The following is a 26,861-nucleotide window of genomic DNA, read 5'->3' as shown; positions in this document are numbered from 1 at the left end:
ACAGAAAAACGGGCTGAGGCCCGGCACGATATGCGCTGCCATTGTGCCACGATCATGCAGGGCAGCATAGAGGATGCGCCAGCACATCGCCCCCGTGCCCATCGCATAGCCCCGTGCCTTACCCTACCAGACCGACAAAAGCCGTCTTAGCTGACATCATATCCTGCGCCACGAATGGCATTTTGCAAAGATGAGGTACCCGCGCGCTGAGGGTCATACTCAATCTTGACCTCACCGCTGGTCAGGTTGACCTCCGTGCTTTGCACGCCATCAACAGCAGCCAAAGCACGCCGGATAGCCGATACGCAGCCTTCGCAAGACATGCCTTCAACAATAAAGCTGGCCGTCGCCATGAATACCAAATCCCTTCGTCACTAAAACAGAGCGCATAGCATATCGCACTTATGCACAGATCTAAAGCGCTCCTGTCACATTTGGTCATAAACAGTGACCTTCACAGTTACCACACAGTGCGCCGGAAGGGCCTCTCGGCAGATGCCACAACACCCGCTATGCTAACGCTATGCAGGACACACCTTCTTCCCTCACACCAGAAAAGCCGACCGGTAAAGCACCGCTGTTATGGCGGAATACGATGCAGCACAGGCGTATGCTGGCAACTCTTATTAACCAGTTGGACCATGCCCTGCTCGTAACGGAAAGCGCCACCAGAACCTTGGAAGACTGGAGCCGCCACCATGCCCTGGCAACAGACCCCACCATTCGCGCTGAGCGTACCCCGGACACCATCCGCCCCTGCCCACCGCACCTGTGTGACCATCTGAACGTGCCGCTCTCTGAGGCCCACCACCTACTCCGATACCGACATGTCAGGCTGATGTGTGGCGCAAACGTACTGTCACAGGCAGACAACTGGTACCGCGCCAACCTTTTGCCCCCCAACATGAATAGAGACCTTGAGACGACAGATATTCCGTTTGGTCGTATTGCAGCCCAACTGGGTTTCACCCGCCATCCTATTGCCACCGAGCCATTATGGACGCCGTTACCAGAAGGGTGGGAAGCACCCCCTATGCCTGAAGAAAATGAGGCCTTGCTGGAAATTCCCCCATTCCTCTTCCGGCATCAGGCTGTTTTACGACAGATGGATGGCACACCATTCAGTGCGGTTATAGAAACCTATACGGCGGACCTTCTACGCTTTGCGCCGCCAGATCCTAAGGCAGGCTAAGCCTTGTCTGTGCTAAAAACACAGCTAAAGCCCCTCTTCCGTCCAGTTCATCATGATCACGCGATAGCTCTTATCTGGTAGCTTCTGCCAGATAGTATACGCACCACCCCGCGTATCCGGTGCCGGAAGATAGGACAGACCTAGAATTGGCACAGCAGATTGAAAAATTTGCTTAGGCACAGCAATGCTTTTGGGATGATAAACCGCAACAACCGAATGTCCATCAGCATAGCGCCAAACGCCAGCCCGCCACTGGCCAGAGACCACGGATACCGCCCCGGAAAAGACTGCGTCAGGCAAACGTGGCGGCGTTCCCTCCTCAGGCAAAGACGGCGGTATTTTCATTTTTCTGGCAAAAAGCCGTCCTGCGGTCACCATCACCGCAACGCTATGGTCGGTTATACCCCAGCCATACGCCACTTTTTGCACAACAACGGCGCATTGCTGTGGCCAGGCAAGACTGTAAGCTGCTGCAATGCGTAGGCCTGTGCCCATAAGCGTCAGACCCAGAGCAGTGGGTTCTGGAGAAAGTGCCTGCACACGTCCCTTTGCCACCAGACTCTCCACCGTTGTGCAACGAGGCGCAGCATGAACCGGCAAGGATATAAGTAAAATAAGGAGACTGAGTATGATGCGATGGATCATGTCACGCTGGCTTATTCTGATAAGGTAGCTAGTCTAACCCATAGTCCACGCGGAATTTTACAAAAACTACCAGCCTGCATGAAATTTTACTCAGGCTCAGTAGGAACAGGACCGAAAAAAATCCTGTTCCTGTGAAATAGCTATTTGGTCGTATAACCACCATTGACCAGAATAGTCTGGCCCGTCATCCACCATCCGTCCGTGACCAGAAAGCGCACGAAAGGTGCTATGTCTTCAATATCAGTCAGGCCAGTTTTGCTGAACGCAGAAAGGGCAGCTGCCGTTTTATGATACGCCACAGCATCTGGCGCTTCCTGACCATAAAAGAAGGCTGTATCCATTGGGCCGGGCCCAATAGCATTTACTGATATGCCACGCGCACCAAATTCCTTGGAAGCCGCGCGTGTAAAATGCTCTACCGCAGCCTTAGAGCCGGCATAGGTAGAATAAAACGGCGTGTAAGCACCCAATAATGACGTAACAAGCGTTACCAGCTTGCCATTGTCGGTCAAATGCAGACCTGCTTCCTTAATAAAGAAGTATGCTGCTTTTGTATTGACCGCGAACATGGAATCAAACTCATCTTCAGATGTCTCGCTGATAGGTTTTTTGAGCACCTTGCCAACGGTATTAATGGCAATATCGGGCTTACCTATCGCAGCAATTGTCTGGGCAAACAAAGCCGCGTTGGCTGCTGCTGTTGTTAAGTCTGCCTGAAACGCCACCGCCTCTGCGCCCAGAGCTTTCAGGTCAGCCAGTGTTTTATTGGCCTCGGGTTTGGAGGCCTCACTGTTATAGTGAATGGCAATGGCTTTGGCCCCTGCCGCTGCCAGATCTCGTGCTATCAGGCCGCCAAGGTTTTTGGCACCCCCGGCAATGAGAACGGTTTTCCCTTTAATGCTGTGATCGACCATGTTGCGGCCTCCCCTGTTACGATCAGAACGTGCCTGCCACGCCATCTGTTCCAGTAGAGTATCGGTCATAATATCTTTATAAAGCACTTACTCCTGACAAGATATGTCGTAAAATACGAACAAACTTATCTGACACGGAAAACGGAAGCTCTTTTTGGACCGCATTGACCTCTTTCGTATCTTCACACGCGTTGTGGAAACTGAAAGCTTCACACGCGCTGCTGATTTGCTGAAGATGCCGCGCTCAACCATTTCCACTGCCATTCAGGAACTGGAAACGCGTGTAGGAACACGACTACTGGCACGGACCACACGCTCGGTTTCGGTTACACCAGATGGTGCTGCCTTTTATGAGCACTGCCTCCGGCTGATTGCGGATGTTGAGGATGTGGAGTCCCTATTCCGGCAGGATACAGTCAGCCCGCAGGGTATAGTGCGCGTCAATGTACCAGAGCGCATTGGCCGTTTGGTTATTGCCCCCGCCCTTCCCGAGTTTCTGCAGCGCTATCCGGGTATTGAAATAGAATTAGGCATGACAGACCGGGCCATAAATCTGGTTGAAGGCGGGGTGGACTGTGTGTTGCGGGTTGGGCCATTGCAAAATTCCGGCCTGATTGGCCGTAGGATTGGCACGCTACCGCTTATCAACGTTGCCAGTCCCGACTACCTGCACCGCTACGGCACGCCCACCCACCCGGATGAACTAGGGCAGCACCACATTGTGCGCTATGCCTCCCCTACATCTGGCCGGGTGGAAGACTGGGAGTGGGTAGAAAACACGATTGTGCAAACAACGCCTGTCAGCGGTCGCATAACTGTCAATAGTGCTGAGGCCTCAATTGCCTGTTGTCTGGCCGGTTTGGGGCTTATTCAAATTCCGGCTTATGATGTCAAAAACCATTTGGCCACAGGCGAGCTTATAAAGGTCATGCCTCATTGGAACGCAGAACCCATGCCCATGACCCTACTTTACCCGCACCGCAAACATCTCTCCCGCAGGCTTCAGGTTTTCATGGAATGGCTCACACCCATTTTGGAGAAAGCTATTCAGTAAGCGGCAGAACCCTGCCGCCTTCCACGTTTTAAGCATCCGCTCCCATGCGGGTTGCATCCACAAAATTTTCAGTCTCTGTATCCAGTGCACGAGTTTTACGGCCGCCGGGACCATGCACATACAAGTCCTTACGGTCCATCTTCTCCACGGCATCCGGTTGAATGGGCATCAGGTACCGGGCGCGGCGCATATGGTCAGCAAGCTGCAACTTGGGATTAAAGACCGAGTTGAATTTCCACAACATTTTCACAAAATTGGTCTGGCCTTTCAAAAGAAGATGGCCAGCAATGCCTGCGGTATCTTTCAGGGCCTGCCAGCCCATATGCTTTGTGTTCAGTACCTGCTGTGTTTTGACCAGTTCTTCATAAAACTCTGGCAATGGCAGTTTGGTTGGCAACACAGCATGTTGGATATCAAACAAACGGTAATCCCGCGTGGTCAGGCGACGTGCCTCCTTGTGCCAGATTTCCGTTCCCGGATACGGCGTTGTGACTGAAATATTCACAATTTCCGGTATTTCCAAACACCACTGGCGCACGGCTTCAAACCGGGCACGGTCCCACGAAGGGTCGGCAATAATATTGATGGCCACAATCAACCCAAGTGAGCGCGCATACTCAAGGGCCTCAAAATTCTTGTCCAAAGAAACACGTTTCCGAAACTGCTTCAGCCCTTCTTCGTCAACAGCTTCTAGCCCAATGAAAATGTAGGAAAGCCCTATCTCACTCCAGACTTTAAAAACCTCTTTGTTACGCAACAGCACATCGGCCCGCGTTTCAAGGTAATATTCTTTTTTAATGCCGCGTTTTTTGATTTCGTTTGCAATGGCCATGCCGTGCTCTTCATGCACAAAGGCCACATCATCCACAATAAAAATGCCCGGTTCTTTAATGTCTTCCAGTTCATCTGCAATAACGCTTGGGCTGGCAGTGCGGTAAGAGCGCCCATAAAACGTCCAGGCGGAACAGAAGGTACAGTCCCACGGGCAGCCACGCGCAAACTCAATGGAAGCTGCCGGGTCCAACGTTCCAATGAAGTATTTATGCCGGTTACGCAGCAGGTCACGCGCTGGGCGGATGTCATCCAGTGATTTTACAAAGATAGGGGGCGGCCCTTCCCCATCCATTGTCACAACGCCGGGTACCGTCAAAATATCCTGTTTGTTCTCCACGGCATCCAGCAACAGGCCGATTGTGGCATCCCCCTCACCTTTCAGAATGCAGTCCACCGCCCCTTCTGAAAGAGCCAGAACATCCCGCGCAATAAAGGAGACCGAATGGCCCCCAATAAACTGAAACACATTAGGATAATGCAGGCGCGTAGCCCGGCATAAATCTATAATTTCCGGCACGTTGGCCAGATAGCTGCCGGAAAAACAGACTGCATCCGGTTTGAACTCTTTCATCAGCGCCCAGTAATCTTTATGTGTCTCAGCTTGCAGATCTATAATCTGCACGTCATGCCCGGCATTTCGCGCAGCGCCAGCCACCAGTTCCAGACCCAACGGCTCCAGTTTGAGAAACACGCGGGTATACATAAGAGCACTAGGGTGAACTGCGAGGACTTTCATGCCATTCCTTTCCATATGACACAGGTCATTCTGTTAGTGACCCACGCCATTGTTTCAGAAAATCATGTGACGCACGCTATAAACTCTTGCTGCCATAGAACATGCTGACAGCCTACCATCTCCCATGCGCCATAGAGACGGCTGCAACAGAGTAGGCTTAAAACCTTTATAAAACATTGAGTTCGGGGAAAAACAGGGCTTACGCCACAAGCCGGGCAAACCTGTCATGCAGGTCCAGACAGATTTTATAACAGTTATGTGCGGGTCTTGTTTAAACGAAAACAGGCCCGCAGATGCATTGTCAGGTTACAAATCCCTGCCAATGCCCTGACCGGCCTGTTTTGTTGGCGCACTTACCTTAACGCGTAAACGTTAGAAGCAAGTCTGCCTAACCGTTATTCTCAACCGAGAATTTCGGTTTCCGCGAAGAAGAAGCGGATTTCGTTGGCAGCGTTTTCTGCGCTGTCAGAACCGTGCACGGAGTTTGCTTCAATGCTTTCAGCAAACTGAGCGCGGATGGTGTGTGCTTCGGCCTTTTTGGGGTCGGTAGCGCCCATCACGTCACGGTTCTTGGCAACGGCGTTTTCACCTTCCAGAACCTGCAGCACAACTGGACCAGAAATCATGAAGGACACCAGATCGTTGTAGAAAGGGCGTTCTTTATGCACTGCGTAGAAAGCACCAGCCTGAGCCGGGGTCAGCTGTACGCGCTTCTGGGCAACAATCTTCAGGCCTGCATCTTCAAACACAGCGTTGATCTTGCCGGTCAGGTTACGACGCGTTGCATCGGGTTTGATGATGGAAAGAGTACGTTCTGTAGCCATGGTAAGGTCTCCTCTCTAGCGTTCAGCCACCTGATAAAGATGGCCTTTCAGCGTGTTCCTCTAGAGCATATTCTCGCGGGCTGGTAGGTACTTCCCTCATGAAAGTCTTGTTGCACTTAAATTGAAGGCATTGCGTTGAGTCTCCTCACCCTCTCCGACCTCACCTTACGCATTGCAGGCCGCACCCTGCTCAATCAGGCTGACCTCTCCGTTGAACCGGGGCGTAAGGTCGGGCTGATTGGCCGCAATGGGGCGGGCAAGTCCACCCTGCTGGCGGCCATTGCGGGGGATATCAGCCCGGATGGGGGGGAAATCCGCCTGTCCTCCCGCGCCCGGATGGCCCGCGTCAAGCAGGAAGCCCCTGCTGACGGAGCCTCCCTGATTGAGACCGTTTTATCAGGCGATACAGAGCGTACGGCCCTGTTAGCAGAGGCAGAAACCGCAACGGACCCTGCCCGTATTGGCGAAATTCATGAACGCCTGCGCGCCATTGGGGCAGAAAGTGCCCCGTCCCGCGCAGCCTCCGTACTGGCAGGGCTCGGGTTTAGTGCGGAAGCTCAGCGCCGCTCGGTTTCAGACTTTTCCGGCGGCTGGCGGATGCGCGTCTCCCTCGCCACTGCTCTGTTTCTTGAACCTGACCTGCTGCTGCTGGATGAGCCCACCAACCATCTCGACCTTGAGGCAACTCTCTGGCTTGAAGGATGGCTTACCCGATTCGCCGGCGCAGCCCTGATTGTCAGCCATGATCGGGGTCTGCTGGATTCGTGCGTGGACGCTATTGCCCATCTGGACCGTGGCAAACTGACTCTGACCCCCGGCGGTTATGAAAATTTTGTACGAATCCGTACCGAGCACATGCTGCAACAAGCACGGCAGGCCGAAAAAATTGCGGCGCAGCGGGCGCATATGCAGTCTTTTGTAGACCGTTTCCGGGCGAAGGCTACTAAAGCCAAGCAGGCACAGGCCCGTATTAAAGCCCTTGAAAAGCTACCTGTTATTGAGGCCGTGGTCGAAGATACCCCGACACGCTTTGCTTTTCCCGAACCAGAGCAACTGCCCCCCCCTATGCTGACCATGAACAAGGTGAGCGTTGGGTATGGCGGGCAACCCGTGCTCTCCAACATCTCCCTCCGTCTGGACATGGAAGACCGGATTGCTCTGCTGGGGGCAAATGGTAACGGGAAATCCACTCTGGCAAAACTGATTGCGGGCCGCCTTGAGCCTTTGTCAGGCCTCATGGAGCGCAACCCTCGGCTCAGAATTGGTTATTTTGCCCAGCATCAGGCGGAAGAACTGGTGTTGAATGACACACCAGTTGACCATATGAGCCGTGCGCTCCCTAAAGCACTGCCGCCTGTGGTGCGTGCCCAGCTTGCCCGGTTTGGGCTGGATGCCGAACGGGCAGAAACGCCGGTACGGGATTTGTCGGGCGGTGAAAAAGCCCGCCTGCTTCTGGCGCTCGCCACACGGGATGCGCCGCAAATGCTCATTCTGGACGAACCCACCAACCATCTGGACCTTGATGCCAGAGACGCACTTGTTCGCGCTTTGTCTGACTTTGAAGGGGCTGTGCTGCTTATCAGTCATGACCCCCATCTGGTTGAACTGGTAGCGGACCGCCTATGGCTGGTGGCGGATGGCAAGGTCACGCCCTTTGAAGGCGACATGGCGGAATATAGAAGCTGGCTGATTGAGCAAAGCCGATCCGCTAACCGATCCGCCAAACAGGACGATACTCCCCAGCAAAGCCGCAAAGATGACCGCCGTGATCGTGCCGAGGCCCGTAAAGCTCAGGCTCCTTTGCGCAAAATCATCAAGGATGCTGAGGCCAAGCTAGCCAAACTGGCCGCCGAACGTGCCACAATTGAAGCCAAGCTGGCAGACCCGGACCTCTACACCAACGGCAAGACCGAGGATGTCACGCGTCTGAACACACGCATGGCTGCAATAGGCAAAACTCAGGCAGAGTTGGAAGAAACATGGCTTGAAGCCGAAGCAGAACTGGAAAGCGCACAAGCGGCTGACGAGTAGTTTTGGGCTATAACCGGCTATAAGCCTCGTCAAAAAACGCCGTATTTCTGGTAACTTTTCCGCCAGATGCGGCGTTTATTTTTACTAACAAAAGTGCTCACACACGCTGTGGTTATGAATTTACACCAGACACCGCGCCACTTTACTGTTTTATTTGTGAGATTTTCAGATTTTCCTAAAAACTTCTGTAACTTTCATCCGTTACAAACTCCGGAAAATTTATGCAGACGTTATGCACCTTTGCGTGCATTCTGCGCCTCCTTACCGCACAAATCCTGACCAACGAGTGTTCTATACATGACGCCTGAGCCATCTCCCTCTTCCGAGGATTCTCTTGCCATCCACACGTCTGATGCCTCCCCAGCTGAATGGCTGGGTAGCATAACCCATATTCTGCGCCTTACCGTCACACTGGCTGTTATGGCACTTGTTGTCTGGCTACTGGGGGATGTGCTGACAGTTGTGTTTGCCGCAACCCTTTTTGCTGTGGTGCTGCACGGGCTCTCCCGCATACTCGTAAAACACTTACACCTCCGCTACGGCTGGGCTCTTTCCGCCGTCACACTTGGGCTGATCTTAGCCGTCGTGCTGCTCGTATGGGGCAGCGGCCCAGCTATCGTGAACGAAGCCTCCCGCCTGCAGGATGCCTTGGGCCAGCAGGAAAAACAGCTCCGTGCCACGCTGGAAGGCAGCCCGACCGGGCAGATGATCCTCAACTATCTTCCCTCTTCCCTCGGGGGCCATCAGGGGGGCGGTAATAGTCTGGCTTCTCTAGGGTCACACATTGCCGGGTCCATGACGGGTATTGTTGGCTCTGCCTTCGGCATTGTGGGGACAATTGTTGTTGTTCTTATCGCCGGTCTCTATTTCGCCATGTCTCCCTCCCTTTACGCGAACGGTGCGCTCCGGTTGGTTCCGGTTACGCAGCGTAAACGCGCACGGGCTCTCATGCTCCGTGCGGGGCACACACTCTGGTCATGGGTTGCAGGACAGGCACTGGACATGTTGGTGGTCGGGGTACTGTCTGGCCTTGGGCTCTGGTTTATTGGGGTTCCGCTGGCGCTCGCTCTTGGTGTGCTGGCCGGGCTTTGTAATTTTATCCCTTATATCGGGGCTATTATGGGGGCGGTGCCAGCCCTTTTGCTCGCCCTGTCGCTCGGTACACGAGAAACGATCATGGTGGCTGCACTCTATAGTGTAATCCAGTTTTTCGAGGGGAATGTTATGGCGCCCATCATTCAGCGTCATGCTGTGCAAATGCCACCAGCCATTACCATCCTCTCCCAAACATTGTTTGGCGCTATTCTTGGTTTTCCCGGCCTTATATTTGCATCCCCCATCACGGCGGCCCTTCTTGCCATCTTCGATGGGCTGACTCCTCAACTCGAAGATGACGAACGTGTATAAAACTTCACCGTGACATCTCGGTAGGAACACCGTAATATTTTGGTAATCCACATGTAGCCCGAGTTTATAGAATGCGCATTCTGCTTGTAGAAGACGATCAGACCGTTAGGAATTTTGTTGCCAAAGGCCTCTCTGAGGCCGGACATCTGGTAGAACAGGTTGACAATGGAAAGGACGGCCTCGCTCTTGCTATCAGCGAAAAGTTCGAAATTGTTATTCTGGACCGGATGCTACCCGGCGGCGTTGACGGCCTTCACATTCTGGAAACGCTCCGCAAGCATGGCAACCTGACACCCGTTCTGCTCCTTTCTGCCTTGTCTGATGTGGATGAAAAGGTATCGGGGCTAAAGGCCGGGGCGGATGACTATGTTGCCAAGCCATTCTCCTTCAGTGAATTGCAAGCCCGTATTGATGCGCTTGTCAGACGCAACCGGAACGAAATTCAGCCCCAAACCCGTCTGACGGTCGGGGATCTGGAAATTGACCTGCTCTCCCGCGGGGTTAAACGCGCAGGGCAGCGCATTGATTTGCAACCGCGTGAATTTCGCCTGCTAGAGTTTTTGATGCGCCACGCTGGTCAGGTTGTAACACGTACCATGCTGCTGGAAGGCGTGTGGGATTATCATTTTGACCCACAGACAAACGTGATTGACGTACATGTCTCCCGCCTGCGGCAGAAAATAGACAAACCCTTTGGTCGTCCTTTAGTGCATACTATCCGCAACGCAGGGTATATCCTTCAGGAATGATCACGGGCCTTCCCGCTTTTTTTACAAAAATAAGGAGCAAATTGCAGTCCATTACCCTGCAATTTGCTCTGGCCTACGGCGTTCTGTTTGTTGTCTCCGCTGTTGTGTTCCTCTCGTTTGTCTGGTGGGGCACGGTAGGACTTCTGGAGCGTCAGACGGAGCACTCCATTACGGCGGATGCTCATAGCATTTTCAGTACTTTTGCCGTTAAAGGCCATTCAGGCGTTGTCAGCCTGATTAATGAACGGCTTGAGCAGGATGTGGATGACAATGCCATCTACCTGCTGGTGTCTTCACAAAATGAATGGATAGCAGGCAACCTGGAAGGGTGGCCCGCTATCGTGCGCCACGCCGGGCGCTGGTACACCCTAGATGTCAACCGCATAGACACGGAAAACATGGCAAAGGTGAAAGCCTTTAATATGCCCGATGGCGACCGGCTGCTGATAGGGCGGGACATGAGCGGGCGAACCCAGCTCTCCCGTATGCTTACCGAAGGACTGCTCTGGACCTTCGTCATGGTCTCTGTTCTAGCCGCAGGTGGTGGGTGGCTGACACGCAGACTACTGCGCCTTATTATTGCGTCTATTAGCAAAACAACACAGGCCATCACACAAGGTGACATGACCCGCCGCCTGCCCGTTCTGGGGCTGGATAAGGAAATGGATGAGGTTGCCTACACCATTAACGAAATGCTGGACCGCATTGCCCGCCTGATGGATGGGGTCAAGCAAGTCTCAAACAGCATTGCCCACGACCTGCGAACCCCTATTACCCGTGCTCGCAACCAGCTGGAAGAAGCCGCAAATCAGGCAAAAAGCCCGGAAGAACTGCACGAAGCCATAGACCAGACAATCCGTAATCTGGACCATCTGACTGATATTTGCGCGGCCCTGCTCCGTATTGCCCAAATTGAGGCAGGCGCTCGCCGCTCCGCCTTTGCTCCCTTTGACTTCATCGTGGCGTTGCGGGATGTGATAGAGCTCTATGATGCCGTGATAGAGGATCAAGGTCTGACCTTGGTGCATACAATGCCTGAAACGCTCCCTTGTGTTGGGGACCGGGCCATGTATCAGCAGGCTTTGGCTAATCTGCTGGATAACGCCATCAAATTTTCGCCGCCTCATGCGCAAATTACTATCACGGTAAAAATCGTCCCACCGCCTACCGGCCCCAAAACAGGGCCGGACCATATGATTCTCACTGTTGAGGACCAAGGTCCCGGCATGACGCCAGAAGATATGGCACGTGCAACAGAGCGCTTTTTCCGGGCTGAACAGGCACGCCACACCTCGGGAGCCGGTCTGGGGCTTGCTCTTGTGCAAGCTATCGTACAGTTACATGGAGGTATTCTTAAATTATCAGCAGGAAACCCTGGACTTATTGTGACTATAGACACACCAATTTCTGTTAGAACCCCCTGAAAACTAAGAACTTTCCAATATTTTATTCTTAAATATTTACTACATTTAAATAATTGCGTCTTAATTGTGAACAAAGGCAGCCTTCAAAAAGCCATTTCACACTCGTTAAAATATCGACATGAGACACTCCATCCCCGTCGCTATTGCTTTGATTGCCGGGAACATCGCCTTATCGGCTTTCATGGAACGGACATCCTATACGACAGCGCCCCCTCCCCCGCCGCACATGGATGGCAGACGTGTTCTCTGCCCCCCAAACTGCGGGCAAAGCCAATTGTCATTACTTCTGAGAGTCGAGTATTCTGTGGTACCCTCATTCAGACAATAGACAGCTATCAAAGCGAGAACCTGTCTCCCCTAATTGTGCAAATGCGCAATGAAGGCACAGCCTTGTGCCGGAAAGGCATGATGCGTGCTGGTATTGTACGGTTGCGCCGCGCATTGGTTGCTTTGAAAAGGACCGAAACTCCATGACTCCTTCCCTCCGTGCCAAACTTGTTGGTTCTGTCGCCTATGCATTAGGCCTGCTGGCTGTTGCCCTGCCTTTTAACCTCACCGCACACGCAGAAGCCCCTCAGAATGAGGGGAATTACACCAAGCTTGATCTGACCGGTAAAGGGAGTGTGCAGGCAGCCCCGGACCAGCTCACAGCCAGTTTCAGTGCTGAAAGCCGCAGCAATAGTGCTGCTGCAGCGCAGCAGGCGGTGAACACCTTAGTGCACAAAGCCACTGAGCAGGCAAAACAGGCTGAAGGGGTGAAGTATGCCGTGCTGCATTACTCCGTCTCGGAACTTAATGATGAGAAAGGTAAACACAACGCCTGGTCTGCCAGCCAGAATTTGACCTTTACAGCTCCGGATGGCCAAAGCCTGCTGCCCCTTACCGGACAGCTACAGGCAAGCGGCTTGCTGCTACAAGGGTTAGACTGGTCTTTATCCGCAGATAAGGAAAAGGCGCTTCAGCTTGAAGCAGAAAAAGCTGCCGTGGTAGATTTGAAGAAACAGGCTGATACTCTAGCAGCAGCCCTTGGCCTTCACGTTGTGCGGTTCACGCATGTCTCAATTTCTGGCCAGCCTTTTCCACGCCCTATCTTTATGGCCGCCATGGCTGCCCGCAGTATGGATAGCGCCCCAGCCCCTTCAAGCACGGCAGAAACCCAAACTGTTTCCGCATCCGTTTCTGGCACAGCGCTCCTTGCACCCTAAGGCGCACATAAACTGTCCAACAAAAAACCCCTGTGCACTATATGCACAGGGGTTTTTTGAAACCTGACACACCGCTTTCTATAAAAGCAGTGTGTCTTAGTCATATTACCGTGGTGCGAGCACCATGATCATCTGACGGTTTTCAAGGCGAGGCATCTGCTCAACCTTGGCAAGCTCTTCCATCTCGGTGCGGACACGCTCAAGAACCTTAATACCCAGTTCCTGATGCGCCATTTCACGACCACGAAAACGCAGCGTGACTTTCACCTTGTCGCCATCATTGATGAAGCTTTTCACAGAGCGCATTTTAACCTGGTAGTCATTTTCGTCGATATTCGGACGAACTTTGACTTCCTTGATTTCAATAACTTTCTGCTTTTTACGAGCTTCGTTTCGCTTCTTCTGCTGCTCGTACTTGAACTTCCCGTAGTCCAGAATCTTGGCAACGGGGGGTTCAGCGTTCGGGCTGATTTCAAGAAGGTCAAGCCCAACACCGTAAGCGCGCGCCAGCGCATCGCGGGTGGTCAATACACCGGCCATCTCGCCGTTTTCGTCAATCAGACGAACCTGCGGTACACGGATTTCTTCATTAACACGTGGTCCCTCGCGGGTGGGCGGCGCGGGAATAGGGGGTCTGGCTATGGTCAGCTCCTGTCGTACATTTCAAAATAGGTAAGGCACCTCATTTAAAGAGGTGCCTGCCCTCATACCTTATTATGTGCGCAATTCCTGCCCGTTTATCAAGCGGCGTTAGGGATAAAACACCGTAACGCAGCCCTGTTGGGAATGCTGCACACACAATTTACGCTTTTTTACGCAGATCCGGCGGAGTCGCTTCTGCGGTGAGTTGCGCCACAACGTCATCAAAGCCCAACATTTCCTGTGCCTGACTGCCCAAGCGGCGGGCGGCAACAGTCCGTTCCTCCGCTTCACGGCGCCCAACCACCAGAATTACCGGTACGCGCGCCACACTGTGCTCACGAATCTTGGCGTTAATCTTGTCGTTACGGGTATCAGCTTCAGCAGCAAGGCCAGCAGCCTTCAGTGCAGCCGCTACTTCCTCTGCATACGGTGCGGCGTCACTGACAATAGATGCCACAACAACCTGAACAGGTGCCAGCCAAAGCGGGAAGCGGCCAGCATGCTGCTCGATCAAGATACCAAGGAAACGCTCGAACGAACCAAGAATGGCGCGATGCAGCATGACCGGGCGATGACGGGCTGAGTCTTCGCCAATATAGCTGGCATCGAGTCGTTCCGGCAGCACAAGGTCAACCTGTAGGGTGCCACACTGCCAGTCACGGCCAATGGCATCACGCAGCACAAATTCCAGTTTGGGGCCATAGAAGGCACCTTCACCGGGGTTATATTCATACGTTACGCCCGCCACTTCGCAGGCCTGCTTCAAAGCGCTTTCGGCCTTGTCCCAGACAGCATCGCTCCCGGCACGCTGCTCCGGACGGTCAGCAAATTTGACGCGCACGTGCTCAAAGCCGAGGTCTTTATACACTTCGTGCAGCATACGGACGAACTGCACGGTTTCATCGGCAATCTGGTCTTCTGTGCAGAAGATATGCGCATCATCCTGCGTAAAGCCACGCACGCGCATCAGACCATGTAAAGCACCTGATGGTTCGTACCGGTGGCACGCACCAAATTCAGCCATACGCAACGGCAGTTCACGGTAAGAGCGGAGGCCATGGCGGAAGATCTGCACATGGCAAGGGCAGTTCATGGGTTTGAGAGCGAGGGTCTTATCCTCATCCTCAATGGTCGCCACAAACATGTGGTGACGGTATTTATCCCAATGGCCGGAAGCTTCCCACAGGCCACGGTCCACCAGTTGCGGGGTGCGTACTTCCTGATAGCCGTGGCGGGTCTGGGCACGGCGCATATAATCCTGCAACGCCGTGTATAAACGCCAGCCTTTATGGTGCCAGAAAATCTGGCCAACGGCTTCTTCCTGAAAATGGAACAGGTCCATTTCCCGGCCAATACGGCGGTGGTCGCGGCGCTCTGCTTCCTCAAGCTGGTGCAGGTGGGCGTCCAATTCTTTCTGGTCGCGCCATGCGGTGCCGTAAATACGTGTCAGCATGGGGTTGCGGTGGTCACCACGCCAGTAAGCACCGGCTACCTTCATCAATTTAAAGGCGGTCCCAACATCCTTCGTATTCCGCAAGTGCGGCCCACGACACAGATCCAGCCACTCACCCTGACGATAAATGGAGATTTCTTCGCTGTCCGGCAGGTCACGGATCAGCTCAGCCTTGAAGCGCTCTCCCTTTTCTTCAAAAAAGGCGATGGCTTTGTCGCGTGGCCACGCTTCCCGTACGAAGGGCTCCGCATTGGCCACAATCTCTTTCATTCGTTTTTCAATGGCTTCAAAATCATCCGGGGTGAACGGCTGATTGCGGTAGAAGTCATAGTAAAAGCCATTTTCAATGGACGGCCCAATGGTCACCTGTGTTCCAGGGAACAGGGACTGCACGGCTTCCGCCAGAACATGCGCTGCGTCATGACGGATCATTTCCAGCGCTTCAGGGTCTTTGCGGGTAATGAACCGCACGGAGGCATCGTCCGCAATGGCGTAGCTGATGTCGCGCTGTTTGCCATCTACTTCCATGGCAAGCGCCGCCTTGGCCAACCCCGGCCCAATAGACTGGGCGATGGTCGTGCCCGTAACCGGCCCGTCAAAACTACGAACGGATCCGTCAGGCAAGGTAATGGCGGGCATGGAAGAACTCCGGAAAATAAAAATTAGTGAGAGTGTTTAATGACGCCAGCAGAGCGCGGCTGCAACCCTATCAACCCCAAGTAAGGCCAAATCTGGCACAGAAAATACACAAACCTGCCCCGGCACACGCCCAAGCGGGCTTGTAAGCGCCGGATTGCTCTGCCCGGAGAACAGAACAACACACCGGCAGCCCATCAAAGCCGCAAGGTGCATTGGCCCCGTATCATTCCCGATGGCAGCCGTGGCACGGGCTAGTAGACCGGCAAGCTCAGGCAAACTTGTCCGCCCGGTATAGTCCTGCGCTTGCGGGCAAATTTGCCGGATTTCTTGCGCGAGCGGTGTATCCGCCCCTGTGCCGACAATAAGAGGGCTTATTCCTTGAGCCACCAGTTTTTGCGCAAGATAGCCATAGCGGCGGGCGGGCCAACGCTTGGCAGGCCTGTGGGGAGCAGCACCCGGCACTAGTACAGCATAGGGGTCAACCACATCCGGCCCCTTACCGGCCAACCAACTGACATCCGGTAGCGGCACCTCTGTCAGCCCTGCCATACGTAACTGGTCACGTTGGCGGGCACGCGTGTGCATGTCGTTCCGCCAAGGGTTGGCATGGCTGAGCGGCGTTGCCGCCACATGCCCGCACCAGCCCTTGGGTTTGCCTGCAAGTAAAAAATAGCGGGCAGTACGACTGGAGGTTTGCAGGTCATACACCCGATCATATCCCCGTAGCTGTTGCCTTAGGGCCAAGAGGCCTTTCAGATCATGCCAAGGGGAACGGGCATCCACTAACACTTGGTCAAACCATGGGGAAAGCTGCGCAAGCTCTACGAATGGCCGTGTTGTAAGCAGGGTAATATGCGCCTGTGGATGGGCGGCGCGTATCGCCTGAAACGGCCCAAAGCTCTGGACGAAATCTCCCAACGCCCCAAGCCGGATAACCAGTATGCGTGAGACAGGCCGCAGAGCCATGCTCACGGAACGTCCGGGTCGGCGGCCTGTACGGCCAGATCCTGCCGGGCCATGTCTGCCTCATGCGTATCTGGCGCAAGGTCCAGCACTTTTTGCCAGTCCTGCCGTGCTCCAACCGCATCCCCTGCCTGACCACGAATAATGCCGCGCTCCAAGAGTGCTGCGGGGCTTTCGGGGGCGCGGTCTATCGCTTTTGCAATATGGACAGCAGCCTGCTGCAACTTGCCCCGACGCCTCTCGGCTGAGGCCAGCAGAACATACGCATCCGTACCCACATCTGGCGCTTGGGCCACAAGCGCACCCACATCCCGGATCACACCCTCCGGGTCATTCATCTCAAGTTGGGCACGCGCTTTTACCAAGGTCAGCCCTTCGCTCCCCGGCTTAAGGGTCAGGCCGTATTCTGCAATACTAATAGCGTTTGTCGGCTGGTTGGCGGCAAGCCATGCCCGTGCTGCCTCTATGGCTATCACCACACGCTGGCTGGGCGTGCTTTCCTGCCCCACAAAAGGCTCCTTGCGCGCAAGATCATCCAGCTCCTGTGCCGCTTCCTGCTCATCCCCCAGCTCTACCAAGGCAAGGGCAAGACAATGCCGGGCCGAGCGGCCACCATCCCGTTTTATCCAGTCCTGCGCGTAGTCTCGCGCCCCAAAGGGGTCATCCCCCACCATGTCCAGACAGTTCTGGTCTGACCATTCGGGCACACCATCAGTTTTTGGGGTAGTCGTAGTTGCACGGGCTGTTGCCGCATGTGCCCCACCACGCGTGGCGCCCTGTGGCTGTGCATAGACCACCGGAGCAACCGTTGAGAGGCCAAAGTACAACGGCACACACAGTGCCGAACCACGCACAAGGGAAACAACAGGGTGTGTCATGTCTTTCATAGGAAGCAACCTGCGCCGGTGGTCAAGATACAAAGTCATGATGCCTCAACACTGTAGCTGTGGTCTGTTACATAAAAACCATGCTAACAGCCGAGCATGAGCAGTGTGCCGTCTTCTCCCGTCATCTTGCAAATCTTACCTGCCCTGAACCAGGGCGGCGTGGAGCGCGGCACCTTGGAAATAGCAGCCGCTATTCAGCAGGCAGGCGGGCAGGCTCTGGTGGTAAGTGCGGGGGGCAGGCTTGTCCCGGCACTGGAGCGCACGGGGGCAAAGCATATTACCCTTCCGGACTGCGGCCGCAAAAACCCTTTTGCCATTCTGCGCAACGCCCGCAGACTGGCTGATATTCTGGCGACCTACAATGTCTCTCTTGTTCATGCGCGTTCACGTGCACCGGCATGGGTAGCCCGTTTTGCGTGCCGTCGTACAAAGACCCCCTTTGTCACCACATGGCACGGCGTTCATGCCGCCAATTTTCCGGGTAAAAAACGCTATAATGCCGTGCTGGCTGCGGGTGACCGGGTTATTGCCATCAGTCGTCACATTGGGGAGCGCCTGAGCACTGAGTACGCAGTTGCGGCAGACAGGTTGCGGATTATTCCACGGGGAGCTGACATACAGCTTTTTAGCCCTGAGGCCGTAACTGGCCAGCGGATGCATAATCTGAGCGAAAGCTGGGCGCTCCCACCCCACACCCCTGTTATTCTGCTGCCCGGCCGCCTGACGGAGTGGAAAGGCCAGCGCTTTTTGCTGGAGGCACTGGCGCAGGTCAAACGGCAGGCCCCTACCCTCCTGTGGCATTGCGTGTTTGTTGGCTCCTGCCCCCAGAAAAGCGACTACGCACAAAATCTGGTCGCTCTGGCCAAGAGCCTTGATATAGCGGATTTCGTACGGTTTGCGGGCCATTGTCAGGATATGCCTGCGGCGTTAGCACTCTCCACTGTGGTTGTTATTCCCTCCCTCAGGCCAGAACCTTTTGGCAGGGTCGTGGTGGAGGCACAGGCCATGTGCAAACCGGTTATTGTGACCGGGCATGGTGCCGCGCTGGAAACCGTACAACATGGCCTGACAGGCATAAGCATTCCGCCCGGAGACGGAGCAGCGCTGGCAGAAGCCCTGATAGCCGTTCTACAAGCCCCACCCGAAAGCCTGCTTGCCATGGGCAATGCCGCGCGGGAGGATGTACTGGCACAGTACACAACCACAACCATGCAACAGGCTACTCTGGCTGTTTATGATGAGCTTTTAGGCACACATCTAGCAGCACAGTTTGCTCAGGCGCTTGCGCAGGCCCAGTGGCAACAGGTTGCTGCTGCAATGGGTGCGCCTTCTCTGCCACCAAAGCCTTTTTGCCCTCCCTGATATGTGATAGAAAAAAGCCACCCGCTCGTGCTCTGTCTGCTTTCAGTGTAAGCCCCTTTCATCATGACATTTCAGCTTCCTACGCCTGCCGCACTTGAGGTCCGGCCTGTCCCCCAACGCATTGCCTTTATGGCCGCCCCCACGGAGGGCGCGCGCCATGAATATGATCGGCTGGCTGAGCGCTATGGCAATGTTCCCCCCGGCGAGGCAGAGGTTATTGTCTGTCTGGGTGGGGACGGCTTTATGCTGGAAACCCTGCGCGTGGTTCTGGAAATGGAACTGGACACCCCGGTTTATGGGATGAATTGCGGGTCAGTCGGGTTTTTGATGAACCCCATGGCCGAAGATGCCCTGCCTGAAAAACTGGCCACAACACAGGCTGCGGAACTCTACCCCTTGCGCATGAGAGCCCAGACAAAGTCTGGCGAGGTGTTTCATGCCTTGGCTCTCAATGATGTCTTTTTATTCCGCCAGACCCGGCAGGCCGCCAAAATTCGGGTGGAAGTCAATGGCATGGTGCGTATGCCCGAATTGATCTGCGACGGTGCGCTGGTCTCCACCCCTGCTGGGTCAACCGCTTATAATCTTTCGGCGCATGGCCCTATTGTGCCACTCTCAGGCAATCTTCTGCCCCTAACGCCTATATGCCCTTTCCGGCCACGCCGCTGGCGGGGGGCGCTTTTGCCCTCAACAGCCTATGTTCGCTTTAGTATCCTTGAAGATGAAAAGCGCCCCGTGGCTGCCGTTGCTGATTCGTTGGAAATTCGGGACGTTGTGACTGTTGAGGTGCAGGAAGACCGGACCCGACACGTCACCGTGCTGTTCGACCCCGGCCAAACCCTCTCTGAACGCATCACGGCGGAACAATTTTCGGCCTGATGCCCCATATTTGCCGCCAGTTTCGCGGAAAATACATTGTTCTGTTCCATACCGCCCATTTTCTGGTTTAGTCTGACGCATAATGCAGAGCACTTCTCTTTCCTCGCAGGCGCTAGCTGCGCTGTGCGCCCTCATCCTGCTGCCCGCAGCCGCTGCGCACGCTCAGGTTCTTACCAACTCACAGGCTCTGGACAGCCTTGGCGGTGCGCCCGATGCGCAACCAAAGCCGCAGGAGGACAAGCATGTGCAGGCGGTTCCGCCACAGCACAGGGCACCTCCTGCTGTGAAAAAGGAGAACGAGTCCTCCAAAAAGCCGGGCACTGCCAAAACCAATGCGAGTTCCGCGCCTGCACAGCCTAAAGCTGAACAGGCTAAAGCGGCAGCAACGCCCGAAAAACCCGCAGCAGCCAGCAAAGCGCCTCCCGCCCACACGCCTCCGGCAGCAACAATTCCGCCAGCACCACCCCCTGTCCCTCAGCTAACAGAACCGCCGTCAGATATTGAACTCCACCCCTTCCCGGTGCCGCCACAACCGACAGTGGAGCTGAAGGCGGTGGGAGAAGTCCAGCCTCTCCCAAACGGTGTGCGTATTACGTTTGCCGCGGGTTCGGCTGATCTCAACCCGACTACGCATCAGGCTATTCTGGGGTTCGGGCAGCGCTTGTCTGACAAACCCCACGTTCGCGCCATGATTGATGCCTATAGTTCCGGCATGACGGATGACCCGTCCCTGCCACGCCGTATGGCGTTGAGCCGAGGCCTTGCCGCACGGAGTGTGCTGATGAATGGCGGCATCCCCTCCACCCGCATTTATCTGCGGATTATCGGTATTCCCAAAGGTCAGAGCGCCAAACCTGACACGGCTCAGGACCACATAGATATTTACCAGTCTGACGCCGCGCCGTCCTGACCTGTTTTTCACCTTTAAGTCGGAACTCACGCCATGACCCGTCCCACCCTTTATCTTCTCAGAATGCTCGGGTTTCTTGTTTTTGTGGCGTTAGGGGCTGCCATGCTCTGGCAGCCCCTCTATGAAGCCTTTCTTGGCAACCCCGTGTTGGATGGGGTGATACTGGGCATTCTGGCTATTGGCATTGCCTGGAATGTTGGCATGGTGCAGCGCCTGTTGCCGGAAGTACGCTGGGTGGAAACCCTCCGGCAGTCCCGCACGGGGCTGGCCAGCTTGCCTGCTCCGCGGCTGCTGGCACCACTGGCCACAGCCCTTGGGTCACGGCCAGACCACCGTGGGCAGCCCGTTGCCCTGTCCACCCCCGCCATGCAGGCTGTTCTTGATTCCGTGTCCGGCCGACTGGACGAGGGGCGCGAGGTTTCGCGCTACATGACCGGACTGCTGATTTTTCTGGGCCTTCTCGGCACCTTTTACGGCCTGCTGCTGACTGTCCATTCCATTGCCGATGTCATTGAAGGCATGTCCGCCGGGTCTGGCGATCTGGATGCCATGTTCGGCCAGCTTAAAACCGGGCTTACGAAACCTTTGCATGGCATGAGCACAGCGTTTTCTGGCTCTCTGTTTGGTCTGGCCAGCGCTCTGGTGCTGGGTTTTCTGGACCTGACAGCGGGACAGGCCCAGAACCGCTTTTTTAATGAGCTGGAAGAATGGTTGGCAGAGCAAACCCGTTTTGCGGCACCTGCACAATCCACTCACAACATGGAGGCCGGAGCACCTGTCCCTGCCTACATTGAAGCCCTGCTGGAACAAACGGCAGAAAACCTCGAATCCCTGCAAAATCTTGTTCGCACCAGCGAAGCCCGGCGCGAGAAGGAAAGCCAGATTCTCAGCAAGCTGTCTGACCGCCTTGAAAATGCTGCCAGCCAGACGGAAAGCCTGCACAACATTGAACGCCTACTTCACACTCTGGTGCAGAGCAATGAGGAAGGCCGCAGCCGCATGACATCTGAATTGCGCAATGACCTGCGTGTGCTGGCCCGTACCATTGCTGCTGCGGCAGAGAACACACCACTCCATAAAGGGAACTGACCCATGGCCCGCCGCCGCAGAAAACTGCATGTCGGGCTTGATGCCTGGCCCGGCTATGTTGATGCCCTCTCCACCCTGCTTATGGTGGTGGTGTTTGTGCTGCTGGTATTTGTTATGGGGCAAACCCTGCTTTCTGCGGCATTAAACCGGCGCGAGCATGTGTTGGAAAAATTGCAAGGTCAGGCAGCAGAACTCTCCCGCCAGCTTGATACAGAACACGCCCGCAACCGCGCCCTGAGTGACAGCGTGAGCGGCCTGCAAAGCCAGCATCAGCAGGATGTTGCTGCTCTATCTGCCCATACAGCAGCAGAGGAAGAAGCCCGCAACACAGCCGATGCCGCAGCAGCCCTGACTGTGGCGGACCGCCTGCGCATGACACAGCTTAACGACCAACTGACAGACCTGAACGCACAGTTGGCAGCACTGGGTCAGGCGCTCACTGTTTCCCAGAAAACAGCTCAGAGCCAGAGTGAAAAAATCACGGATCTTTCAAGCAAGCTGAACGCTGCGCTTGTCAGCAAAGTTAACGAATTAAGCCGTTACCGCTCAGAGTTCTTTGGCCGCCTGCGGGATAGCCTGCATGACCAGAAGGGCGTGCACATAGTAGGCGACCGTTTTGTTTTCCAGAGCGAGGTCCTTTTCCCCGTTGGCAGCGCAGAGCTTTCCCCAGAAGGCCAGAAAGAAATTGTGACGCTGGCACATACCCTTAAAACTGTAACGGCGCATATCCCCAACGATATACCGTGGCTGCTGCGGGTGGATGGCCATGCCGACCGACAGCCAATTCATACAGCCTTTCCCAGCAACTGGGAGCTCTCAAGCGCCCGCGCCATTACGGTTGTCAAACTGCTGGTGGCAGAGGGTATTAGCCCCCGCCGTCTGGCTGCCACGGGGTTTGCAGACTACCAGCCACTGGACAGCCAGAACACGCCAGAAGCCTATGCCCGTAATCGCCGTATCGAATTCCGCCTGACGGACAGGTAAAAGCATAATGCACAACACAGCGACGCAAGGCCGGTCTTGGTTTGCGTTCAATATACTCCTGCCGGTTTTGGTTTTCTGTCTTGTTTTGTTTCCTACCGTGTATCGTATTTCATGCGAGCCAATAGAATTATGGGATGAGGCCCGCCACATTGGCTCGAGCTACGAGATGCTGTTTCGGCATGACTACATCGTTAACTATTGGCAGAACACCCAAGATTACTGGAACCTCAAGCCTACGCTCAGCTTTCTGCCCATTGTGCTCTCTCTCAAAATATTTGGGAAAAGCCTGCTTGCCGCACGGCTGCCTTCTCTGTTGTGCTTCGTTGTTACTCTTATAAGCCTCTACCACGCCCTGTGGCGCAGGTTTTCGGGTGCCACAGGCCTGTATGCCGTGCTTGTCTTTTCGGTCTGGTCTCAGAATGTCTTGATCCACAGCTTTCGCCATGCCGACGCAGATGCCCTGTTTTGTACGCTTTTTCTGGCGTGCATTCTGCTATGCCTCCACCGTACTCAACGCGCTTTTTGTCTGGCCTGCGGCGTAGCAGCCTTATGTTTTTTATCAAAAAGCTGGCATTGCCTTACGCTTTTACCACCGCTGTTTTTAACCTATCTCCTGACCAAACCAAGCCTAAGCCTGTTGCTCAAAGGGGCTGTGGCTTTCAGTGGCCCCATTCTGCTATGGGCTGGCTTGCGTGTGCGGCAGGATGGCTGGCGCTTTCTACATGACATGGTCTGGTATGACCTACTCAAACGCTCAGGCCAACAGATTGAGGGGCACCACAACCCTGCTTTTTTCTATTTTTCCTGTTTTGTGCACGACTACCCTGCCCTGCTCTGGCAAATGCTGGTGCTCGTTGGCTTTACCCTACTTGCCGTGTTTGTTAAGGCATGCCGTGCCCCGGCGTTCCGCTCCCACATACAGCGCCGTTTTATAGCCGATATTGCCGTTCTCGGGCTTGCTGTATGCAGTGTTTTTGGCTTGTTTTCAGCAGCACAAACACGCTTACCCTGGTACACTTACCCAGCCTACCCCCTGCTGTGCGTTCTCATGGCTTATGGATTTGCCTTTATAAGACCATGTTTCAGAATTGTGGCTATGGGGCTCGCAGTTCTTGTTTTTGGTGCGACTTTTCCCCGGACTCTCCAACGCGAAAACGCCATGCAACTTCCGCTGTTTGACCACCAGCTACAAGCTGCAACCTATTTACCAATACAGCATCTTTGGAAGGACGGTAGCACGCCCCAAAACGAATATGCCGCTCTGCTCACCTATCTACCAGTCTTCCCGACTGACATTACCGTAGCAGGAGCCGACACTCTGGCCTCCCGTACACTGGTTATTCGCCCATCGAGTGGTGCAGGGCTTTGTACAGGGTGTTTTCTTGTGTCTAAGGGAAAGCAGTACGACCTGTTATACCGGCCCTAAAAATGGCAGAGACCGAGCAGCTAACGGAGGACCCCGACGCACCACTGGGTCACTGCTCTGTCTGAGTTGCTCTAGGCTGACTGCTCTGGGCCTCTTCCATTACAATGCGGGCCTGTGTTGCCAGCTCGTCCACGCGTTCGTTTTCCGGCACGCCGGAATGGCCTTTCACCCAGTGCCACGACACATCATGTTTTTTGTTGGCATCTAGCAGCCTGCGCCACAAATCCATGTTGGCTACCGGGTCACCTGATGCATTGCGCCAGTTACGCCGGACCCAGCCCGTATGCCAGCGGGTGATGCCATTTTTGACATACTCGCTATCCGTATGCAGCCGCACCACACACGGACGTTTCAGCGCTTCCAGCGCCTCTGCCGCGGCCGTCAGTTCCATACGGTTGTTGGTGGTAGCAGGTTCTCCGCCGGAAAGCTCACGCTCTGTTCCCTTAAAGCGGAGCAGCACACCCCAGCCGCCGGGGCCAGGGTTGGGCCGACAGCCACCATCAGTCCAGATTTCCACAACGTCCTGCTCTACCGCAGGCGTGGGGTCAAACTCCGTATCCATCCAACGTCTCCGTTGCCAGATGGAAGCGGAGGCGCTTCACATAATCTAGCGGGTCTTTGGGGGTAACAAGCGCATCGGCTGGGGTGTTAATCCAGTCATACAGGCGTGTGAGCAGAAAGCGCATGGAGGCACCACGAGCAAGAACCGGCAGGGCTGCCCGCTCCTGCGCACTCAGGGGCCTTACATCATCATATCCCAGCAGAAGCTGCCGTGCGAACGTGACGTTAAAAGAGCCATCTTCTTCAAAGCACCAAGCATTCAGGCAAATGGCAATGTCGTATGCCAGAATATCTGTACAGGCGAAGTAAAAGTCGATCAGGCCAGAAAGCGTGTTTTTCAGGAAAAACACATTATCGGGGAAAAGGTCCGCATGAATTTGTCCACGCGGTAGGTCCGGGTTGCTCCCCTGTCCCGGCCACACAGGTAGGATATGCTCAAAGGCGGCATCCAGCTCCGCTTCTAGACCAGCCACAACGCTGTCCGCCTGCCCCCGGCAGCTTTCCAGCAGGGGTTTCCAAGCGTCTGGTCCCAGACTGTTGGCGCGTACCGGCGCATAGCTCTGCCCGGCAGCGTGCAGCCGTGCCAGAGCCTGACCCAACGGGCGACAATGCGCCGCCTTGACCTTACGGGGCCAAACTCCCGGCAGAAAAGTTGTAATGGCAGCCGGACGCCCTGCCAGAGTGTTGAGCATGGCTGCATTTCTGGCCGCTACAGGCTGCGGGCAGGACACGCCCTGCCCTGCCAGATGTTGCATCAGGCCCAGAAACCATGGAAGTTCCTGCGCATTCACCCGCTTTTCGTACAGGGTGAGGATAAAGTCCCCCTGTGTGGTGCGAAGCTGAAAGTTGCTGTTCTCAACCCCTTCAGCAATACCGCGAAAAGCGACCAGATCCCCTATGTCATAGTCTGTGAGAAAAGACGTAAGGGCCTCATCACTGACATCCGTGTAAACGGCCATGGAAGCAACAGCGCCTTAACCGAGCGGTGCGGGCAGACGGAAGATCACGTTTTCTTCCTTCACTGTCCGCTCATCAATGCACAGCGTGTAGCGCTTGGCCAGCTCTGCCACCATTTCCTGCACCAGTGCTTCCGGAGCGGAGGCACCAGCAGTAATACCCAGCGTTTTCACGCCTTCCAGCACAGACCAGTCAAGCTCGTTCAGGCGGGGCACCAGCAGGGCACGGCGTGCCCCTGAGCGTTCCGCCACTTCCCGCAAGCGCTGTGAGTTGGAAGAGTTGGGAGAACCAATGACAATCACCAGATCACACTCAGGCGCTATGGCCTTTACTGCTTCCTGACGGTTGGTAGTGGCGTAGCAGATATCCTCGCGCTTCGGGCCTTCAATCAGGGGAAAGCGCTCACGCAGGATATCAACAATCTCTGCCGTATCATCAACAGAAAGCGTGGTCTGGGTAATGAAGGCCAGACGGGACGGGTCTGCTGGTTTCACGGTGCGGGCTTCTTCCGCATCGTTAATCAGCGTGACAGCACCCACCGGCAACTGACCCATGGTCCCCACAACTTCCGGATGGCCTGCATGGCCAATCATCAGAATATGGCGGCTTTCCGGGCCACCACCTGCAAAGTGGCGCTCTGCCTCACGGTGCACTTTAGACACCAGCGGGCAGGTTGCATCTAGATACAGCAGGTTGCGGCGCTCTGCCTCAGCAGGCACGGTTTTGGGCACACCATGAGCGGAGAAGACAACGTGGCCATCAGGCGGCACTTCGTCCAGTTCTTCCACAAAAATGGCACCCTGAGCTTCAAGCTCCTCCACAACCGTGCGGTTATGCACAATTTCGTGGCGCACATAGACAGGTGCGCCATAGCGGCGGATGGCTTCCTCAACCACGCGGATGGCGCGGTCTACACCGGCACAGAACCCACGCGGGCCAGCCAGAAGGACTTTCAGAGTCTTGTCGTGCACGGCCTGAGTTGTATCGACCGGGACAATGGTTTGAGTTTGATCGGGCATGGTGTTCCCCAAACTTGCGGCAAACGCTATAGAAGAGACAGAATATGACAAAGCATATAAGAAAGAGGCTATGCC

The 26,861-nt window shown here is 55.0% G+C and carries 25 protein-coding genes; 13 read left to right on the top strand and 12 right to left on the bottom strand.

The window, feature by feature from the left end:
- Window positions 1-146: 146 nt before the first annotated feature.
- Window positions 147-353, bottom strand: coding sequence for a heavy-metal-associated domain-containing protein (locus ACTIDN_RS09385; protein ID WP_415508539.1), 207 nt, complete (start codon window positions 351-353; stop codon window positions 147-149).
- 170 nt (window positions 354-523) lie between these two features.
- Between ACTIDN_RS09385 and ACTIDN_RS09380 the strand changes: the two genes are divergently transcribed.
- Window positions 524-1,192, top strand: coding sequence for a hypothetical protein (locus ACTIDN_RS09380; protein ID WP_441376837.1), 669 nt, complete (start codon window positions 524-526; stop codon window positions 1,190-1,192).
- A gap of 24 nt (window positions 1,193-1,216) precedes the next feature.
- Here ACTIDN_RS09380 and ACTIDN_RS09375 read toward each other — a convergent pair whose 3' ends face one another.
- Window positions 1,217-1,747 (bottom strand): hypothetical protein, encoded by a 531-nt coding sequence (locus ACTIDN_RS09375; protein WP_441376836.1) that lies wholly within the window; start codon window positions 1,745-1,747, stop codon window positions 1,217-1,219.
- 230 nt (window positions 1,748-1,977) lie between these two features.
- The gene (locus ACTIDN_RS09370; RefSeq protein ID WP_441376844.1) at window positions 1,978-2,751 is read right to left on the bottom strand and encodes an SDR family oxidoreductase; all 774 of its coding nucleotides are present in this window, start codon (window positions 2,749-2,751) and stop codon (window positions 1,978-1,980) included.
- 154 nt (window positions 2,752-2,905) lie between these two features.
- Here ACTIDN_RS09370 and ACTIDN_RS09365 point away from each other — a divergent pair, with 154 nt between their 5' ends.
- A complete protein-coding gene (locus ACTIDN_RS09365; protein ID WP_441376835.1) occupies window positions 2,906-3,805 on the top strand; it encodes a LysR family transcriptional regulator in 900 nt (299 codons plus the stop codon).
- A gap of 28 nt (window positions 3,806-3,833) precedes the next feature.
- On the opposite strand, the gene hpnR is transcribed toward ACTIDN_RS09365, so the two are convergent.
- Both hpnR and ndk read right to left on the bottom strand, forming a co-directional pair.
- Window positions 3,834-5,375, bottom strand: a complete 1,542-nt coding sequence (hpnR, locus tag ACTIDN_RS09360; RefSeq protein ID WP_441376834.1) for a hopanoid C-3 methylase HpnR — start codon at window positions 5,373-5,375, stop codon at window positions 3,834-3,836.
- 401 nt (window positions 5,376-5,776) lie between these two features.
- Window positions 5,777-6,199, bottom strand: coding sequence for a nucleoside-diphosphate kinase (ndk, locus tag ACTIDN_RS09355; RefSeq protein ID WP_048837679.1), 423 nt, complete (start codon window positions 6,197-6,199; stop codon window positions 5,777-5,779).
- A gap of 135 nt (window positions 6,200-6,334) precedes the next feature.
- Between ndk and ACTIDN_RS09350 the strand changes: the two genes are divergently transcribed.
- The 5 genes from ACTIDN_RS09350 (at window position 6,335) to ACTIDN_RS09330 (ending at window position 13,015) form a co-directional block, all read left to right on the top strand.
- The gene (locus ACTIDN_RS09350; RefSeq protein ID WP_415508544.1) at window positions 6,335-8,230 is read left to right on the top strand and encodes an ABC-F family ATP-binding cassette domain-containing protein; all 1,896 of its coding nucleotides are present in this window, start codon (window positions 6,335-6,337) and stop codon (window positions 8,228-8,230) included.
- Between the two features lie 297 nt (window positions 8,231-8,527).
- Window positions 8,528-9,637, top strand: coding sequence for an AI-2E family transporter (locus ACTIDN_RS09345; protein WP_415508545.1), 1,110 nt, complete (start codon window positions 8,528-8,530; stop codon window positions 9,635-9,637).
- Window positions 9,638-9,708: 71 nt separating this feature from the next.
- Window positions 9,709-10,386, top strand: a complete 678-nt coding sequence (locus ACTIDN_RS09340; protein ID WP_415508546.1) for a winged helix-turn-helix domain-containing protein — start codon at window positions 9,709-9,711, stop codon at window positions 10,384-10,386.
- Between the two features lie 41 nt (window positions 10,387-10,427).
- Window positions 10,428-11,810 (top strand): sensor histidine kinase, encoded by a 1,383-nt coding sequence (locus tag ACTIDN_RS09335; protein WP_415508547.1) that lies wholly within the window; start codon window positions 10,428-10,430, stop codon window positions 11,808-11,810.
- Window positions 11,811-12,280: 470 nt separating this feature from the next.
- Window positions 12,281-13,015: an SIMPL domain-containing protein gene (locus tag ACTIDN_RS09330; protein WP_441376833.1), complete on the top strand. Its 735-nt coding sequence runs from the start codon at window positions 12,281-12,283 to the stop codon at window positions 13,013-13,015.
- A gap of 105 nt (window positions 13,016-13,120) precedes the next feature.
- Here ACTIDN_RS09330 and infC read toward each other — a convergent pair whose 3' ends face one another.
- From infC to ACTIDN_RS09310, 4 genes are all read right to left on the bottom strand, one after another.
- The gene (gene infC, locus ACTIDN_RS09325) at window positions 13,121-13,642 is read right to left on the bottom strand and encodes a translation initiation factor IF-3 (RefSeq protein WP_048837672.1); all 522 of its coding nucleotides are present in this window, start codon (window positions 13,640-13,642) and stop codon (window positions 13,121-13,123) included.
- Between the two features lie 175 nt (window positions 13,643-13,817).
- Window positions 13,818-15,749, bottom strand: a complete 1,932-nt coding sequence (gene thrS, locus ACTIDN_RS09320) for a threonine--tRNA ligase (protein ID WP_415508550.1) — start codon at window positions 15,747-15,749, stop codon at window positions 13,818-13,820.
- A gap of 36 nt (window positions 15,750-15,785) precedes the next feature.
- Entirely contained in the window at window positions 15,786-16,715 is a 930-nt protein-coding gene (locus tag ACTIDN_RS09315) for a glycosyltransferase family 9 protein (protein ID WP_441376832.1), read from the bottom strand.
- Window positions 16,716-16,717: 2 nt separating this feature from the next.
- On the bottom strand, window positions 16,718-17,599 hold the full coding sequence (locus ACTIDN_RS09310; protein ID WP_441376831.1) for a tetratricopeptide repeat protein: 882 nt from the start codon (window positions 17,597-17,599) through the stop codon (window positions 16,718-16,720).
- Between the two features lie 96 nt (window positions 17,600-17,695).
- On the opposite strand from ACTIDN_RS09310, the gene ACTIDN_RS09305 reads away from it, so the two are divergent.
- The 6 genes from ACTIDN_RS09305 to ACTIDN_RS09280 all read left to right on the top strand — a co-directional run bounded on the left by ACTIDN_RS09305 (window position 17,696) and on the right by ACTIDN_RS09280 (window position 24,249).
- Window positions 17,696-18,961 (top strand): glycosyltransferase family 4 protein, encoded by a 1,266-nt coding sequence (locus tag ACTIDN_RS09305; RefSeq protein WP_441376830.1) that lies wholly within the window; start codon window positions 17,696-17,698, stop codon window positions 18,959-18,961.
- 63 nt (window positions 18,962-19,024) lie between these two features.
- Complete coding sequence (locus ACTIDN_RS09300; RefSeq protein WP_441376829.1) at window positions 19,025-19,840, top strand: NAD kinase; 816 nt, start codon at window positions 19,025-19,027, stop codon at window positions 19,838-19,840.
- An 82-nt stretch (window positions 19,841-19,922) separates the two neighbouring features.
- Entirely contained in the window at window positions 19,923-20,750 is an 828-nt protein-coding gene (locus ACTIDN_RS09295; protein ID WP_441376828.1) for a hypothetical protein, read from the top strand.
- A 33-nt stretch (window positions 20,751-20,783) separates the two neighbouring features.
- Window positions 20,784-21,839, top strand: a complete 1,056-nt coding sequence (locus tag ACTIDN_RS09290; protein WP_441376827.1) for a flagellar motor protein MotA — start codon at window positions 20,784-20,786, stop codon at window positions 21,837-21,839.
- A gap of 3 nt (window positions 21,840-21,842) precedes the next feature.
- Entirely contained in the window at window positions 21,843-22,823 is a 981-nt protein-coding gene (locus ACTIDN_RS09285) for a peptidoglycan -binding protein (RefSeq protein WP_441376826.1), read from the top strand.
- Window positions 22,824-22,830: 7 nt separating this feature from the next.
- On the top strand, window positions 22,831-24,249 hold the full coding sequence (locus ACTIDN_RS09280; RefSeq protein WP_441376825.1) for an ArnT family glycosyltransferase: 1,419 nt from the start codon (window positions 22,831-22,833) through the stop codon (window positions 24,247-24,249).
- Window positions 24,250-24,298: 49 nt separating this feature from the next.
- Here ACTIDN_RS09280 and rnhA read toward each other — a convergent pair whose 3' ends face one another.
- The 3 genes from rnhA to ispH are packed head-to-tail and all read right to left on the bottom strand — an operon-like array spanning window position 24,299 to window position 26,786.
- Complete coding sequence (rnhA, locus tag ACTIDN_RS09275) at window positions 24,299-24,811, bottom strand: ribonuclease HI (protein WP_441376824.1); 513 nt, start codon at window positions 24,809-24,811, stop codon at window positions 24,299-24,301.
- Window positions 24,795-25,769, bottom strand: a complete 975-nt coding sequence (locus tag ACTIDN_RS09270) for a homoserine kinase (protein ID WP_441376823.1) — start codon at window positions 25,767-25,769, stop codon at window positions 24,795-24,797. The genes rnhA and ACTIDN_RS09270 overlap by 17 nt, the downstream gene beginning before the upstream one ends.
- A gap of 15 nt (window positions 25,770-25,784) precedes the next feature.
- Complete coding sequence (gene ispH / locus ACTIDN_RS09265; protein WP_048837662.1) at window positions 25,785-26,786, bottom strand: 4-hydroxy-3-methylbut-2-enyl diphosphate reductase; 1,002 nt, start codon at window positions 26,784-26,786, stop codon at window positions 25,785-25,787.
- Window positions 26,787-26,861 lie beyond the last annotated feature (75 nt).

This window comes from Acetobacter sp., from assembly GCF_052102375.1.
Taxonomy (GTDB): Bacteria; Pseudomonadota; Alphaproteobacteria; order Acetobacterales; family Acetobacteraceae; genus Acetobacter.
The sequence above is the reverse complement of the archived record's forward strand: the minus strand, read 5'-3'. Positions and strand labels throughout refer to the sequence as shown.